General features: G+C 56.2%; 12 protein-coding genes. 5 read left to right on the top strand and 7 right to left on the bottom strand.

The genetic code is table 11. The features are described 5' to 3' along the window. Window positions 1-52: 52 nt before the first annotated feature. Both FQ185_RS22815 and FQ185_RS22810 read right to left on the bottom strand, forming a co-directional pair. Window positions 53-307 (bottom strand): bacteriocin immunity protein, encoded by a 255-nt coding sequence (locus tag FQ185_RS22815; protein WP_149419407.1) that lies wholly within the window; start codon window positions 305-307, stop codon window positions 53-55. Between the two features lie 7 nt (window positions 308-314). Continuing rightward, complete coding sequence (locus FQ185_RS22810; protein ID WP_149419406.1) at window positions 315-1,640, bottom strand: S-type pyocin domain-containing protein; 1,326 nt, start codon at window positions 1,638-1,640, stop codon at window positions 315-317. A 268-nt stretch (window positions 1,641-1,908) separates the two neighbouring features. Between FQ185_RS22810 and FQ185_RS22805 the strand changes: the two genes are divergently transcribed. Next, a complete protein-coding gene (locus tag FQ185_RS22805; protein WP_149419405.1) occupies window positions 1,909-3,450 on the top strand; it encodes an alkaline phosphatase in 1,542 nt (513 codons plus the stop codon). Window positions 3,451-3,546: 96 nt separating this feature from the next. Here the strand turns inward: FQ185_RS22805 and FQ185_RS22795 are convergent, their stop codons facing one another. The 3 genes from FQ185_RS22795 to FQ185_RS22785 form a co-directional block, all read right to left on the bottom strand. Beyond that, complete coding sequence (locus FQ185_RS22795; RefSeq protein ID WP_149419404.1) at window positions 3,547-3,981, bottom strand: endonuclease domain-containing protein; 435 nt, start codon at window positions 3,979-3,981, stop codon at window positions 3,547-3,549. A 224-nt stretch (window positions 3,982-4,205) separates the two neighbouring features. Then, on the bottom strand, window positions 4,206-6,734 hold the full coding sequence (locus FQ185_RS22790; protein WP_149419403.1) for a sulfite reductase flavoprotein subunit alpha: 2,529 nt from the start codon (window positions 6,732-6,734) through the stop codon (window positions 4,206-4,208). A gap of 130 nt (window positions 6,735-6,864) precedes the next feature. Next, window positions 6,865-9,126 (bottom strand): TonB-dependent siderophore receptor, encoded by a 2,262-nt coding sequence (locus FQ185_RS22785; RefSeq protein WP_149419402.1) that lies wholly within the window; start codon window positions 9,124-9,126, stop codon window positions 6,865-6,867. Between the two features lie 206 nt (window positions 9,127-9,332). On the opposite strand from FQ185_RS22785, the gene FQ185_RS22780 reads away from it, so the two are divergent. From FQ185_RS22780 to FQ185_RS22765, 4 genes are all read left to right on the top strand, one after another. Beyond that, complete coding sequence (locus FQ185_RS22780) at window positions 9,333-10,013, top strand: Fe2+-dependent dioxygenase (RefSeq protein WP_149419401.1); 681 nt, start codon at window positions 9,333-9,335, stop codon at window positions 10,011-10,013. Further along, complete coding sequence (locus FQ185_RS22775) at window positions 10,010-10,765, top strand: tetratricopeptide repeat protein (protein WP_149419400.1); 756 nt, start codon at window positions 10,010-10,012, stop codon at window positions 10,763-10,765. The genes FQ185_RS22780 and FQ185_RS22775 overlap by 4 nt, the downstream gene beginning before the upstream one ends. Before the next feature lie 396 nt (window positions 10,766-11,161). Continuing rightward, window positions 11,162-13,381: an alpha-xenorhabdolysin family binary toxin subunit A gene (locus tag FQ185_RS22770; protein WP_149419399.1), complete on the top strand. Its 2,220-nt coding sequence runs from the start codon at window positions 11,162-11,164 to the stop codon at window positions 13,379-13,381. 46 nt (window positions 13,382-13,427) lie between these two features. Then, window positions 13,428-14,306: a hypothetical protein gene (locus FQ185_RS22765; RefSeq protein ID WP_149419398.1), complete on the top strand. Its 879-nt coding sequence runs from the start codon at window positions 13,428-13,430 to the stop codon at window positions 14,304-14,306. Between the two features lie 43 nt (window positions 14,307-14,349). Here FQ185_RS22765 and FQ185_RS22760 read toward each other — a convergent pair whose 3' ends face one another. Further along, the gene (locus tag FQ185_RS22760) at window positions 14,350-15,513 is read right to left on the bottom strand and encodes a type III PLP-dependent enzyme (protein ID WP_149419397.1); all 1,164 of its coding nucleotides are present in this window, start codon (window positions 15,511-15,513) and stop codon (window positions 14,350-14,352) included. A 376-nt stretch (window positions 15,514-15,889) separates the two neighbouring features. Continuing rightward, on the bottom strand, window positions 15,890-15,968 hold a 79-nt coding region (locus FQ185_RS22755; RefSeq protein WP_149419500.1), incomplete at its 5' end, for an IS3 family transposase.

Here is a 15,968-nt window from a genome sequence, read left to right as displayed (position 1 = left end):
GTCTGCTGTGTTGGCAGATTTCTTTGTCCTGTCCCGGTAACGTCGCCATGCTTCATTTTTCTTTGAATCCTGGTAAGCCCTGAGCTGCACGCCATTCCTTCACCGTCCGTGTCACACCCTCGGCGGAATTATCTTGCCCGGGTTCCGGGTAGAACATTAGGTCAGTGCCATCTGGGTGGCCGGTTAGCTTTCTGAACTGCGCCAGCAACTCGCCAAGCTCTTCGTCTGAGCCCACTTTGTTGATGGCACGTATCTTTTGAATGAAGCTAATAAATTCTGTCTCGGTGTAATCGGAAATGTTTGGCATGGTGTGCCTACTTCGTCCTGTGCTGGTTGATATGGTTCTTAGGGGTGTTCACTCGCAAGTTATCAACGTCGTAGACTGCACCACCATCGGCAATTCGTTCGACGTGGTGTAGCTCGAAAGTACCCCGGTTTCCAACGGCCTCTTTCTCACGAACAGCGGGGGCATTACCTGACATTAAGCGGTCTTGAGCGTCTTCATTAAACTGGCTGAAAAGCGCCGGGTCATTCCTTACGGCTGTCCAGAATGCAGTTCTGAATTGGTTGAAGTTTTTAAATTCGCGCCCTCGCAGTACATCTGCAATTCGTGTTGGGATTGGTGCACCTAATCCAGCGTTCGCACCAGCCAGCCAAATCCCTGCCACATCCTCACCCACCCCTGTAACGCCACCCGGCTCATACCGAGCGTTGAGCACGATGTAAATCGGTTCAAGCCCCGCATCCGCAGGAAACCAGACGATCGCGTCCTGATACTCGGGCGGATGCTCCGGGTTCATCAGTATCTGGTCAGCCTGCTCGGTGGGTGGGTAGACCCAGATCGTCGGCAGCGGCGGGGCGCCTTCCAGGGCAGGGACCTTCGGGGCGTTGTCAGGATCTGCCGCGGGCGTCCAGGTCAGGCCAATGCCGTTGCCGAGGTCGGCGACGAACTTTTCACCTTCCTGTGTGGCCTTGATGACCGGGACGAATTCCCAATCCTTCTTCCCTCCAGTGTAGAAACCGTAAGCGCTGACGGAACCGTCGGGCAACGTCTTCACGTTCACACGGACGCGAGTTCGTCCCTTCTCCAACAGCGCGTATTGCTCGTTTTTGTAGAAAGCGCTGTCGGGCGAAAGGGTGTTCGGCATCAGTAGCGCCACGGTTCCTGTCGCGGCACCCGCCGTCACCGCCGAACCAGTCAAGGCAAGGGCGAGCGAACCGCCAAGACGTTGCGCCAAGATGTTGCCCGTTGCTGAGCCGGCTGCCCATTTGAGCGGTGCACCTTCGGCGGTAATCGCTGCGCCGGTGCCAAGCACGGCCCACAACCCGTAGTCAGCCAGTTTCTCGACGGGGATAAACCCGGCGGGGTTGTCGTGATTGATGACGCCGTCGGGGAGGTTGCAGCTTTTGGCGAATACGCAGCCTCGTGTGGCGAACTGTTTGCTCTGTTCGACTTCTTTGAAGATGCGATCTTCATAAGCCTGTTGCCGGGCGAGCATGTCGTCGTAGGTCTTTTGCCGGGCTTCGCGTTCGGCGATTTCGGTCGGGGTCATGTCGCGCAGGAAGCGAACGCCGATGCCGCTACCGCCGCCACCCGTTACATGTTCCCAGACTTGAGGGATGTCCTTGTCGCGTGCCATAGGCGTCCTTTTCCGCGTGTGTCCGGAGTAGCCTCGAACCTATCCGGGGCGCTCGGGTGTTGGCGCTAGGACGTTTCCTAAAAGCGGCGCTGAAATTTCCTATTTCATGGTGTTGCAGGGGGGGAGGTGGTGGCGAATCAGCACGACCGCGTTATCGTTCATCGCGGGCAAGCCACGCTCCCACAGGGATTTGCGGTGTTGGCTGATTTCTGTGTCATGCCTGAGTCATCCAGCCATGCTTAAGTTTTCCTTTTTCAGGGAGAGCACCATGAGCGAATTCGATCTCGGCCGCCGTCGTGTCATACAAGCCGTCGGTGCGGGGCTGTTGTTGCCGGGCCTGGCGCCAGCGGTGATTGCGTCGGTCAAGGATCGCCCGCAACTCACCGATGGCGTGCAGTCGGGTGACCTGCTGGGCGACCGGGCAATGATCTGGAGCCGCAGCGACCGTCCCGCGCGGATGGTGGTCGAATGGGACACCCGCAGCCTGTTCACCAACCCTCGGCGATTCGTCTCGCCTCTGGCCGATGCCCGCACCGACTTCACCGCCCGTGTCGAACTCACTGGCCTGCCCGCCGACCAGGCGATTTTCTATCGTGTGCATTTCGAAGACGCCCAGAGTGGTGCCGCCAGTGAGCCCTGGTTTGGCCACCTGCGCAGCGTGCCCCAGACCCGGCGCAACATTCGTTTCGTCTGGAGCGGCGACACCGTCGGCCAGGGCTTCGGCATCAACCCGGACATCGGCGGCATGCGCATCTACGATGCCATGCGTTTGCGCCTGCCAGACTTCTTTATCCACAGCGGCGACTCCATCTACGCCGACGGCCCCGTACCTGCGCAGCTCACCACCGAGAGCGGCCGCGTGTGGCGCAACATCACCACTGAAGCCAAAAGCAAAGTCGCCGAAACCCTCGACGAGTATCGCGGCAATTACCGCTACAACCTGATGGACGAAAACATCCGCCGCTTCAATGCCGAGGTCCCGCAGATCTGGCAGTGGGACGATCACGAAGTAGTGAACAACTGGTCGCCGGGCAAGCAACTGGATGAACGCTACAAAAGCAAAGATATCCACAGCCTGGTGGGCCGCGCGCGCCAGGCCTGGCTTGAATACGCACCGATGCGTTTGCAGAGCGCCGATAGCGGCGGGAGGATTTATCGCCAGCTCAGTTACGGGCCGTTGCTCGATGTGTTCGTGCTCGACATGCGCAGTTATCGTGGGGCCAATGACGACAATCTTGGCGGCGCCAAACCCTTCCTCGGTCGAGAACAACTGGACTGGCTGAAGGCTTCGTTGAAAGCCTCCAGTGCGCAATGGAAAGTCATTGCCGCCGACATGCCCATCGGCCTTGGCGTATCGGACGGTGAAGTCAGCCCCGGTGTGGCGCGCTGGGAAGCCGTGGCCAACGGCGACCCGGGGCCGGCCCAGGGACGTGAACTGGAAATCGCCGAGCTACTTGGTTTTCTGCGGGCGCAAACAGTGCGCAATTTCGTCTGGTTGACGGCGGATGTGCACTACTGCGCGGCGCACCATTACCACCCGGATCGCGCTGCGTTCCAGGACTTCGAACCGTTTTGGGAATTCGTTGCCGGGCCTTTGAATGCGGGAAGTTTCGGGCCTGATCAGTTGGATAAAACCTTCGGTCCTGAAGTGGTGTTCGAGAAGGCTCCGCCAGCGCAGAACACCTCGCCGTTTGCCGGGTTTCAGTTTTTTGGCGAGGTGAATATTGATGGGCAGACGGGGGAGATGAGTGTGGTGTTGCGGGATCTGGATGGGGTTTCTGTTTTCGAACAGAAATTGCAGCCAGTCTGATAGAACCACCCCTCACCCCAGCCCTCTCCCCAGAGGGGAGAGGGGGAAAGGGAGCAGATTTGTGTTGTTTTCGAAACCTGAGTTCGACTCGATTTTTCAGGTCGACGTGTAACGTGAGACACCTCGGTCAGTCCCCTCTCCCTCTGGGAGAGGGCTAGGGTGAGGGGGCGATGTTCGATTCGCCGCAATCTTCAGGATCTGCTCAAACACTTCACTCATCCGCTCAATTACCTCTAGATTGCTAAACCGCACAACCTCAATACCTTGTTGCTGAAGGTAAAGCGTTCGACGCTGGTCATGTATTTTTGCGGCCGTCTCGTAATGCTGACCACCATCCAGTTCGATGGCCAACTTCAGTTCCGCGCAATAAAAATCCAGGACGTACGGCGGGCATGGAAACTGCCGACGGAATTTCAGATTGGCGATTTGCCGAGAACGAAGTTTTTGCCAGAGCAGCAGTTCGCAGTCGGTTTGGTTGGCGCGCAGATGACGGGCGAATTGGCGTTGGTTGGAGGAGGGGCGGATAGGCATGCTTCACGTCCGTGTGAAGGGGGATGGAGGTTTTACTGTAGTCGGGATTTTGTGGATGATTTGAAATTGACCCCTCACCCCAGCCCTCTCCCCACGGGGGAAAGGGAGCAGACCGGGGCCCTTTCAGAACCTGAGTTCGACTCGATTTTTCAGGTCGATGTATTACGTGAGACACCTCGGTCAGTCCCCTCTCCCTCCGGGAGAGGGCTAGGGTGAGGGCTCTTTCAGTAGACGTCGCGGCGGTAGCGACCTTGCTCGATCAACCGGTCGACCTCTTCAATCCCGAGGATTTCGTTGAGCGCGTGATCCACCCCTGAAGCCATTCCCTGCAAGCTGCCGCAAATGTAAATAACGGCACCGTCCGCCAACCATCTCTTCAGCTCATCGGCCGACTCACGCAGTCGATCCTGCACATAAATCTTCTCGGCCTGATCCCGCGAGAACGCCAGATCCAACCGTTCCAGATCCCCCGAAATCAACCAGTCTTCCAGCTCATCGCGGCACAGGTAATCGTGTTCACGATGACGCTCGCCAAACAGCAACCAATGACGTTGCTGCCCATCGGTAATCCGCGCCTTGAGCAAGCTGCGCAACCCGGCCAGCCCTGTGCCGTTGCCCAGCAAAATCATCGGCACCGGTTCAACCGGGAGGTGGAAACCGCTGTTGCGTCGTACGCGCAGGCTGATGGTGCTGCCCACGGGCGCGTGTTCGGTCAGCCAACCGGAACCGATGCCCAGGCGGCCATCGGAATGCAGCTCTTGCCGCACGATTAGCTCTAGCACGCCGTCGGCGGCAATCGAGGCGATGGAGTATTCGCGCATGGCCAACGGCACGAGTGCATCCACCAGCGCTTGCGCATGCAAGCCCACCAGGTGGGTGCGGTTCTCGGGCAGTTGTCGACTGGCGAGGGCTTGCTCCAGTGGTTGTGACAAGTCATCGAGCGTCACCGTGGCGCGACCGGCGATGCCCAGGCCATCGAGGAAATGCTCGATCGCCCACGGGCAATTGCGCGGCAACACTTCAACCAGATCACCGGCCAGCCAGCTGCTGGTGGTCGGGGCGGTGAGGCCCAGCAAGTACACCCCCGAGCTGGTGCTGTCAGGGTTGAGCAATTCGCGGCGGGTCAGGGTCCAGTTGTCGTAACGTGGCGCTTGCCAGGTGTCCACGGGCGTCTGTCCGGTCAGCTGGCCGAGTTGCTGCTGCCAGTGACGCAAGGCGTAAGGGTCGCCGCTGTCGACTTCCACCGGGGCGAACAGGGTCTTGCCGCCGTGTTCGCCCAGCCAGGTGTGCAAACGTCGGGCGAAACCGCAGAAGTGCTGATACTGCCGGTCACCGAGCCCGAGTACGGCGTAGTTCAGGCTGTCGAGGCTCAGCGACCGGTTCAGTACCTTGCGTTCGAAACCCCGGGCGCTGTCCGGCGCTTCGCCATCGCCGAAGGTGCTGACCACGAACAACGCGTTGCTGGAATCACGCAAATCCTGCTCGCTGACATCCGCCAGCGGCTGAACCTTCACCGGCAGGCCGGCAGCCTGCAATTGTCCGGCGGTCTGCCAGGCCAGTTGCTCGGCAAACCCGCTTTGGCTGGCGAAACCGATCAACCAGGCCGGTGCATCGCTGCCCGGTTGTTCGAGACCTTTGCGAGCGTCCTTGATCTGCTTTTTCTTGCGTCGACGATCGAGGTACAGCAACCAGCCCGTGACGAAAAACAGCGGCATGGTCAGCGCACTGATCGTGAGGATGATCCGCCCGACGATGCCGAAGTAGCTGCCGACGTGCAGCGCATAGAGGCTGGTCAGCAGTTGCGCCTTGAAGCTTTTGTCGGCGTAAGGGGCATGCCGTTTGATGATGCCGGTGGCAGGGTCGAGGGTGATCTGATTCAGCGCTCGATCATGGGGCGAGCCGTCCAACAGATAAAACACGGTTGCCGGTTGCCCGGCCACGGGCGGCATGCGGATGTTGTAGGCGCTCAGTGCCGGACCGGCAGCGCTGTAGATGCTGCTCCACATCGCCGCGTAATCGGCGCTGGGCGCCGGACCGCTTGGCGCAGGGCCACGACCCGTCCGGACCCGCTCGTTCTGCGGCGAGTCGGAAAGCAGTCTGGTCAGGCCTTTGTTGTACCACTCATAGGACCAGGACAACCCGGTGAGCGCTGCCAGGAGATAAAACACCAGGCACCAGGTACCGGCCACCGAGTGCAAATCCCAGTTGAAGCTGCGGCCCTTTTTCTTCCAGTCGAGCGTCAGCCAGGCGCGCCAGTTGTTCCACTGACGAGGCCAGCGCAGGTAAAGGCCGGAGAGGCAGAAGAACAGCAGAATCAGCGTGCAGGCACCGGTGATCTGCCGACCGGTATCGCCCATGGCGAGGAAGCGGTGCAGTTGCAGCATCAGGCGGAAGAAGTCCTGGCCGGTGGCATCGCCCATGAACTCGGCGGTGTACGGATCGAAGTAGCGCATCTGTCCGCGGCGCTCGCCCGGCGGCGGGGTGAAAACCACCCGCGCGGCGTTACCGCTGTCGGTTTCGACCCAGAGCATCGAGACTTTCTTGCCCGAGGCACCCTCGATTTTCTCCACCAGCTCAACGGGCGGCAGGACGCCGGCGACCTGCTTCTCGACCTTCAGCACAGAGGGATTCAGCGCGCGCAGGATTTCATCCTGAAACGACACCGTCGCCCCGGTGATGCCCATCAGGGCCAGGACCAGTCCGGCGCTGATGCCGAAAAACCAGTGCAACTGGAACAGGGTTTTCTTCAACACGTCGCTCGCCTTGTTCGTTCGAAATTGTCATCACGGCGCGCAGTATGCCGTGGGTTGTCGAGAAAGATTCTTTCTTACGCACAAAAGCCCCGTTCATGTAGATGAACGGGGCCCTGGATTCACGCTTCTATCAGAAGTGGAAGTTGGCACTCAGCAGGGCGGTACGACCCGCCGCCACGTGGGCGTAGTGCGTCTGGAACACCTGGTCGAAGTAACGCTTGTCGGTCAGGTTCTGCACGTTGAGTTGCAGGTCGACGTTCTTGGTCAGCGCGTAACTGGCCATTGCGTCGTAGCGCCAGTAGGACGGAATCTCCACCGAGTTGGCGACGTTACCGAACTGCGAATCGACGAAAGTGGCACCGGCGCCGACGGTCAATTTGTCTGGCACCAGGTCGTAGGTCGACCAGAACGTGAAGTTGTTCCGCGGAGTACTCGGCATGTGGTTGCCTTCATCGGCCGCGAGGGTGGTTTTGACCACTTCGCTTTCCATGTAGGTGTAGCCGCCGAAGACCTTCCAGTTGCGGGTCAGCTTGCCGCTGTAGCTCAGTTCCACACCATTGACGCGCTGCTCACCGTCCAGCACTTGCGTGGTGGCGCCATCCGGATCGTCGATACGGGCGTTGGTTTTCTCGGTGCGGAACAGTGCGGCGGTCAGCGACAGGTCGTCACCGAAGAAGTCCCACTTGGTACCGATCTCGTAGTTGCGGTTTTTTTCCGGATCCAGGTCGCTGTTGTTCGCCGCCAGTTCCAGACTACCGTTGCCGCTGGTTTCACCGGCCGGGTTGCTGGAGGTCGAATAGGCCGCATAGATGCTGCCGTTCGGCAACGGGTTGTAGACCACGCCGATCTGATAGTTCACCAGATCGCTGGTGTTCTCGCGGTCGAAGCTACCTGCCGGTGCGCCACGGCCGGCGTTGGCGAAACCGCTGGATTGAGTCTGGTAGTTGTCGTAACGCAGGCCCAGGTTCAGGGACCATTGCTCGTTGAACTTCAACGTATCGAACACATAAGCCGCAGCGGTTTTGGTGTCGGTGTCGGTGAACGCGGCGCTGTCAGTGATCGTGCCGTTCCAGTTATCCCCCGGCGTCGGCTTGTACAGGTTGGTGCAGTCGCCAGAGTTGAACAGGGCGCGGTTGCAGGTAGTGCCGCGGGCAGCCGAGGTCAGGATGTACGGACGGTTGTGGGTGTCTTGATAGGAAAACTCAAGACCGGTGACCAGGCTGTGCTCGATGGCGCCGGTGTTGAATTTGGCGCTCAGGTCGGTCTGGTTGATCCAGCCGCTGGACGTCGAGTTACGGTTTTTGGTGCCACGGTACACACTGCCATTGACCACGTTGCCCTTGCTGTCGTCCGGGTTGGTGACGATGTAGTCGAGGGTCGAACGGGACATGCGGAAGCTGTTGGACAGGGTCAGGTCTTCATTCAGATCGTGCTCGATCTTGATGGTGCCGCTGTCATTGGTGGTGTTGCGGTAGTCGCGGCTGGTGACGCCGTAGAAGTTGTCGCGATCGACATGCACAGGCTTGTCGACGTTGTACTTGCTGCGGTTAGGGCTCAGGGTCAGCGGAATGCCGTAGTCCGGCATGTCATCGGTTTCGACGTGGTAGTAGCCGATCGTCAGGCGGGTGTCAGTGCCCAGGCCAAACGCGAAGGAGGGTGCCACGCCCCAGCGGCTGACGTCCACGCCATCACGGCCAGCGACATTGGCTTCGTGCTTCATCAGGTTCAGACGCAAGGCCGAGGTGTCGGTCATCTGCTGGTTCAGATCGAGGGTGGTGCGCTTGGTCTGGTCCGAGCCCCAGGTGAAACCGCCGTTGTAGGCATTGCCCAGCTTGGCGGTCTTGCTCACCAGGTTCAGGCTGCCACCGGTGGAGCCGGCGCCGGTGAAGGCTGAGCCCGGGCCCTTGCTGACTTCGATCGATTCGACGTTGAAGATCTCGCGGCTCTGGGACGCCGGGTCGCGCATGCCGTCGATGAATACGTCGCTTTCGGCGTTGAAGCCGCGAATGATCGGACGATCGCCGGCCGGGTTGCCACCTTCACCGGCACCGAACGTGATACCGGGTGTGGTACGCAGCGCGTCGACCAGGCTGGTAGCGCCGGTGTCGCGAATCACTTGTTGCGGAATCACGGTGACGCTTTTAGGCGTTTCGCGCAGGGGGGCCGTGTATTTCTTGGAGGCCGAGGTATCCGTCTTGTAGGAGGTTTCGTCCTGAGCTTCGCCGGTGATAGCAGTAGCGCCAAGGGAAATTACGTTGTCCGGTGCTTTTTCATCGGTTTTCTCAGCGGCGAAAACCATGTGGCTTGCGGAGCCGGCGGTGATTGCCACGCCAATTGCAGACGCGAGCAAACGCGGTGAACTGACCGGTAATTGTGATTGTTGGCGTGACATGAGAATTCCCCTCCCCAAGGATTTGAGGCCGCGGAATATAGGGTAAACAGGTATTTGTATCAATTGCGAAACGTTACTATTCGCGACAAATTTACATTCTTTACAATTTGTCCTTACGGTTTTTGCTGTTTCGTTCGTCGTAGGGGTTTTACACAGGCAATAAGAATCAATACCATTGGCGCCCCTTTGCCTTCAGGTGTCATCCCATGCTGCTGCACATTCCCGGCGTGTTCGCGAAAGAAGAAGTGCAGCGCATTCGCGAGGCTCTGGAGCAGGCGGATTGGGCCGACGGCAAAATCACCGCCGGTTACCAGTCAGCCAAGGCCAAACACAATCTGCAGCTGCCTGAAGGTCACCCGTTGGCCAAGGAGGTCGGCGCGGCGATGCTGGAACGGCTGTGGACAAATCCGCTGTTCATGTCCGCCGCGTTACCGCATAAGGTCTTCCCTCCGTTGCTGAACTGTTACACGGCCGGTGGCAGTTTCGATTTCCACATCGATAACGCCGTGCGCCAGCCCAAGGGCAGCATCGAGCGCGTGCGCACCGACCTCTCGGCGACACTGTTCTTCAGCGAACCTGCGGACTACGACGGCGGCGAACTGGAAATCCAGGACACCTACGGCACCCAACGGGTGAAGTTGCCCGCCGGCGACATGGTCCTCTACCCCGGCAGCAGCCTGCACAAAGTCAACGCCGTTACCCGCGGCACCCGCTACGCCTCGTTCTTCTGGACCCAAAGCCTGGTGCGTGAAGACAGCCAGCGCGCGCTGCTGTTCGAGATGGACGGGGCGATCCAGCAACTGACTCAGGACATGCCTGATCACCCTTCGCTGATCCGTCTTACGGGTACGTACCACAACTTGTTGCGTCGCTGGGTCGAGGTATGAGTTATCAATTGCGCCGTGAGGAAATCCTCGACGGTGATCGCCTCAAAGCCATGCTCGACGAAAGCCCGGCGCGCGCGGCACAGGCGATTTTGATCGCCTCCCGCGAAGGTGTACTCGATGCTCAGGCGTTGCTCGGGCAGATTCTGCTGGATGGGCAGGGCATCGAGCAGGATCAGCCGCTGGCCTTGCGCTGGTTCGAGATCGCCGCCCAGTGCGGTCACTTGATGGCGCGCAACATGCTCGGTCGTTGTCATGAGCATGGCTGGGGTTGCGTTGCCGATGCTTCGGTCGCTGCGGGGCATTATCGCCAGGCCGCCGAAGCCGGACTGGATTGGGCGATGTACAACTACGCCAACCTGCTGGCCACTGAGCGCGGCGTGGTTGAAGATCAGGCGCAAGCGCTGAATCTTTATCGCCGCGCCGCTGAATTGGGCCATGCGAAGTCGATGAACCTGCTGGGGCGTTATCTGGAAGATGGCAAGGTTTGCCTCGCTGATCCACTCGCGGCACGGCAGTGGTATCAGCGATCTGCCGAAGGTGGGGATTTTCGGGGGCAGTTCAGTTACGCGGCGGTGCTGGCCGATGAGGGGCGAGTCTATGAAGCACTTGGCTGGTTGCGCAAGGCGCTGGTCGGGGGGAATGTGAATTTCTTGCGGGTGAGCAGTGAGTCATTACTAGACGCACATCATCCGCAAATTCGTGAGATGGCTGATGCTTACCGGCAGCGATTTTCCCAGCTGGCCGGGCTGTAACGGTTTATCGTTACTTCTATCTTCTTAATAACGAAGTTGTCTTGACACGCAGGGTTGCGCAATAAAGAGCATCGCACAACACGGCTTATTATCTTGGTTCCTATGACATAAAGGTCTGGCGATAAAGTATCCGCCGGGTTTTTGCCGTTGTTGTTTAAGTGAGTGATTCGGTCAGTAAGTTTGTGGGGTTCATCTTTAAGTTATGACGTCAAGTCGGTGAGGGCGATGTTTCTCTTGTGGCTTGTCTTAATTTTATATATTTGAACTCTGGTGGATAACTGTGGTGCTGTATTAAGGTCTTTTTGCGCGATATCTGTAATTGAGTGGAGTAAACACTCATCAGTATCGATGGAAACATAAACTTTATATACGTCCGAAGAAGACAAGGAGTCTCTAATGGAATTCAAGGTGGACGATAAGATCGTCCAAGCAGCGGCGCAAGCGCCAAAAGTATTTGTGGAAGCGTCAATTGGCGATGGTGAGGTATATATCCGGGAGCCCGGAATGCAGCTGACCGCACAGCAGATTGTCAGTCTGAGGAAGTATGAAACTTTAGGGTTGTCTCTTCCTGTTCGGCTGCAAGATGTTATTGCGTATCTAAATTATGGCGCAGGTGATGAAGGGGGTGTGGGACTTAAGTCCAGGGATTTTCTACGCACATTCACAATGACATATGATCATGCTAAACGCTGGTCGCCATTGCGCGAGAAGATAATGCTGACAGGCACCGACCTTAAAGTTTTCGGTGGTAGCATTATCAGGATTGGCAAAGGAATTGTAGAGGTCTATGAGGATCTCAAAGCATCGAAATATCTGGAAGAGCACAATGTCAACACGCCGGAGGAGTATCAGAAACTTAAAGCCAAGATTCCGAATCTTCCCGATCTTGGCTTGCCTGAGGGTGATGTTCCAGACATCAAGGCATACCTCAATGACATGCTGGCGAAGGTCAAGTTATGTCATGACAAGGCCGAGAGGGTTAGAGCCGAACTGGATAGCTTTGGCACTGATATGCGCGCGGAAGTGTTGCCGGAAATAAAGTTGCGATTAGAGTTTGTTTCCAAAAATACGTATCAGGCTGATATTCAGGTCCTGCAAGCTGAAATTGACCAACGCTCGAAAGAGATTGATGAGCTCAATAAGCAATATGACCAACTGGTACAGGAAGCGATCAAGTCGGCAGCGACCTTCAATATTGGCGGGTTGATTCTCGGCATCTATCAGGGTGTCAAGGCTGAAAAGATACGCAGTGAACGAAATAAACTGAAGGAAGGGCAACAAGCCGCTAATCAGAAAATGGCCAGTAAAAGCCAGACACTGAACTCCTTGAACAAGGTGCGGGATGACCTTCAGAATCTGAGCTACGTTACTATCGAGGCTGAAGTCGCGACTCAAAATCTTATGCTGGTATGGAACGCGTTGGCTACTTATATCAATGCATCTGTCCAAGAGGTCGATAAACTGGAGGAGGCAACTTCTTTGCGGCGATTTAAAAATCAGATACTCAGCATCATTGATCCTTGGGAACAGATAAAAGTAAGTTCTGATCAATTGCTGGCTGTGTTTGCAGAGGCGGATAAGGAATATGGGAATAATCGTTTGACTTTCAGGAGTAGGGTGCAGATGTTTTCGCTATTTGATAATTCGGGTAATTCAGTTTTCAATATGGCGAACTTGCGTGGCCATGATGCCGCGGTGCAAGGAACGAACACCACTGCACAAATGCTCGTCGAACAATACGATTACTTACCTGGCACTGTCAGAACAATGAATAGTCTGGCGATGACTATCAATAAGATAACGTCTGATCTGCGCAGCCAGGCGCAGACAAGCAGTATCAAATTGGAACGTGCGGAGAAAAAACTGAAGGCCTATCAGGCAGAGCTTGAGTATCCGGACGATGTGGACGAGGTTCGTGAGGATATGGAAGCGGAACTCAAAATTGTATCCAATGCAATGTCCGCACAAATTGAAGATTTAAAAAGTTTTCATGCAAGTATCAGCTCTCCCTATGACAGAACTGCCTCGGAAAAATGGGTTGTTTCGCTGCAGCAGGATCGGGCATTCGCTGAAGAGCTAAAAACCAAATCCGAAGAAAAATTGGCGGAGCTGACAGAGCAGATGAAGTCCGTGTCCGAGGCGATTGACTTGATCGGGAAAGCAGGAGTCGAAAAAATTGGTAAAGAGGCGCAGCTATCACTGGAAAATCTAAAAGCACTGGGTATGGCGCCGCCACAGATTCAAGTCGCATTGTTGGCCGTTGATACGATTAAAAAAATGATCTCTGGTATTGGTGAGGCCATTTCGTATCTCAACATGCTGGCGGCGTACAACAGGCTCAAGGATAAAGCGGGCGATCTGAGAGTGCAGTCGCGAAAACACACTAAAGATATCGCCCAGATTGATGGGAAGATTGAATTGGTACAGACGCTGGACAAGCTGGACGATGGGCGCTGGGAATACGTGAATGAATTTTCAAATCTGGTTGCCGACGTTGAAAAGTTTTCTCGCGAATTCAAGCAAGATAAGTCGCTGCCCGTCGAGTTGCGAGCGGATACCGCAATTGCCCGGATCGCAGACGTTGTTAAATACATGAAGACTATTCAGCAGTCATAAGGAGTCGAGGGGGTGGGCCGTACGCCCACCCCTTCTAAAATGAAAGATGAATAGACTTGCCAATGAATTTACCGCGGCGCAGCGGCGTGTATTCGATCGTTACACCAACTTCCTTGGTTCCCTGCAGCCGACATTCAACAGTATACCGGTTGCTTTTGAGCGCCGTAGAAATAGCGGCCATCAACTGGCGGTTCTGGCCAAGGATTCGCGCTTGAAGAATGCACCGTTTAATACGCGATATCTACAAGAGCTTTGGGGGCGCACTGAAGAAGCCAAGCGTTTATGCAGCACTTATGTTGAAGATCTCGCAACGTTTGCCCGCGAATCTTTAGAAACTACCAGGAGAACTTCCAGGAACGAACCCGTTGGTCAAGTGGATTTCAGGTTGTACAGTTTGTCCAGGTCCCCGACCTGGAAGTTATTTCCGCCAAAGGATGTACGAGACTTGGTTCACGAATTGTTTCTTCGATTTGATGAGCTAAAAGCTGCGATACAACAACTGAAATATACGATCACGGAGCTGTATGTTGAGTCGTTTGGACTGAAATCAGTATTCACGCGGGCGATGGACCATCGAACCTGTAATTGCCATCCACAACCGACTGTTGCGGAAGAGTTGTTTCGCGAGAATAATACTGCACCTGTCTGGGACCTCGCTTACTCTTCCAGGGACGCTGTGGTCAGGGCAGCAGAATATAAGGCCGATATTGCAGTGTTATTTGATGGGTTCGCTTCTGTTAACTCGCAGATGGGGCTGTTCATCGAGGAAATGTATCAACGTATAGAGGGCGCGATCAACGAACTGTTGCGGGCAAAGAGTGTGTCCAGACTCGGGGAGTTGAATTTTAAATTGGGCGCGACTATTGAGGGCGCTAATGAATGTATGGCAATGATGGACCACGTTGAGTCATGGCTGCGGAAATAAAAAAGGTCCATGTTTTCATGGACCTTCTATCTTGTGATATCGCTTACACGTAAAACGATTTCAGCGGCGGGAAGCCATTGAATTCAACCGCGCTGTAACTGGTGGTGTAAGCACCGGTCGACAACCAGTACATACGATCACCGATTGCCAGGTTCAGCGGCAAACCGTATTTGTAGTTTTCGTACATGATGTCGGCGCTGTCGCAGGTCGGGCCGGCAATGACCACTTCTTCCATCTCGCCTTTCTTTTCGGTCCAGATCGGGAACTTGATGGCTTCGTCCATGGTTTCGATCAGGCCGGAGAACTTGCCCACATCCGTGTACACCCATCGCTCTACAGCGGTACGGGATTTACGCGCCACCAGCACCACTTCACTGACCAGGATGCCGGCGTTGGCGATCAACGAACGGCCCGGTTCCAGAATGATTTCCGGCAGGTCGTCACCGAAGTCTTCCTTGAGGAAGCGGATGATTTCTTCAGCGTAGGTTTCCAGGCTGTTGGTGCGGGTGATGTAGTTGGCCGGGAAGCCACCGCCCATGTTGATCAGCTTGAGAACGATGCCGTCTTCTTCTTTCAGGCGTTCGAAGATCACTTTGACCTTGGCGATCGCCGCGTCCCAGACGCTGATATCGCGCTGTTGCGAGCCGACGTGGAACGAGATGCCGTACGGCACCAGGCCCAGGTCGCGAGCGAGGATCAGCAGGTCCATGGCCATGTCGGTCTGGCAGCCGAATTTGCGCGACAGAGGCCAGTCAGCGGTGGTCGAGCCTTCGGTGAGGATGCGCACGTAGACTTTCGAACCCGGTGCAGCCTTGGCGATGTTGCGCAAGTCGGCTTCGGAGTCGGTGGCATACAGACGCACGCCCTTCTCGTAGAAGTAGCGAATGTCTTTGGATTTCTTGATGGTGTTGCCGTAGCTGATGCGATCCGGACCGACGCCCTGGTTCATCACTTTATCGAGCTCGTAGATCGAGGCGATGTCGAAGTTCGAGCCTTTCTCTTTGAGCAGGTCGATGATTTCCACGGCCGGGTTGGCCTTGACCGCGTAGTAGACCTTGGCAAATTCGAAACCGGCGCGCAGGTCGTCATAGGCCTGGCTGATCATCGCGGTGTCGATCACCACGAACGGGGTTTCTTGTTTGTCGGCGAACGCCTTCATTTTGTTGAAGGTATCGCGCGCGAAATAGTCTTCGACGTTGATCGACATGCTGGGAACTCCTACTGGCAAACTGAAATTAACAATGGGTGCAAATGAACGTCCTCCGTATCCCCACTTTGGTTCGCCTACTTCCCAAGGCATGTCGCCGAAAGCAAAAAGGCCATGGGAAGCGGTGCTTTCCCTTGGCCTTGCTGTCTCGTCGTCAGTACTTGAGCCGGATGGATCGTTTCCAGCATGGACGTTCGGCGCGAACTTTAGGGCGTGAGGGGCTTGAGATCAACAAAAAATGTCGCGTTTTTGCACGCATCCGTCGTGCGGTCCCGGACAGCTACTGATGTAACCGACCTGCATGACAGTGTGATGTTCCCTTCAATGCTCGTTCCCACGCTCTGAACTGACCCCACAAAGTTGGACGTTTACCCATCTATGCCTGAGCGGCCTGAGTTCTGTATTCAACAGGACTCAGGCCGTTTAGCTTCAGTCTGATACGCGAGTGATTGTAA

Origin of the sequence: Pseudomonas sp. ANT_H12B (genome assembly GCF_008369325.1) — a bacterium.
GTDB lineage: Bacteria > Pseudomonadota > Gammaproteobacteria > Pseudomonadales > Pseudomonadaceae > Aquipseudomonas.
Note: the sequence above shows the minus strand (reverse complement) of the source record. Positions and strands in the feature narration are given on the sequence as shown.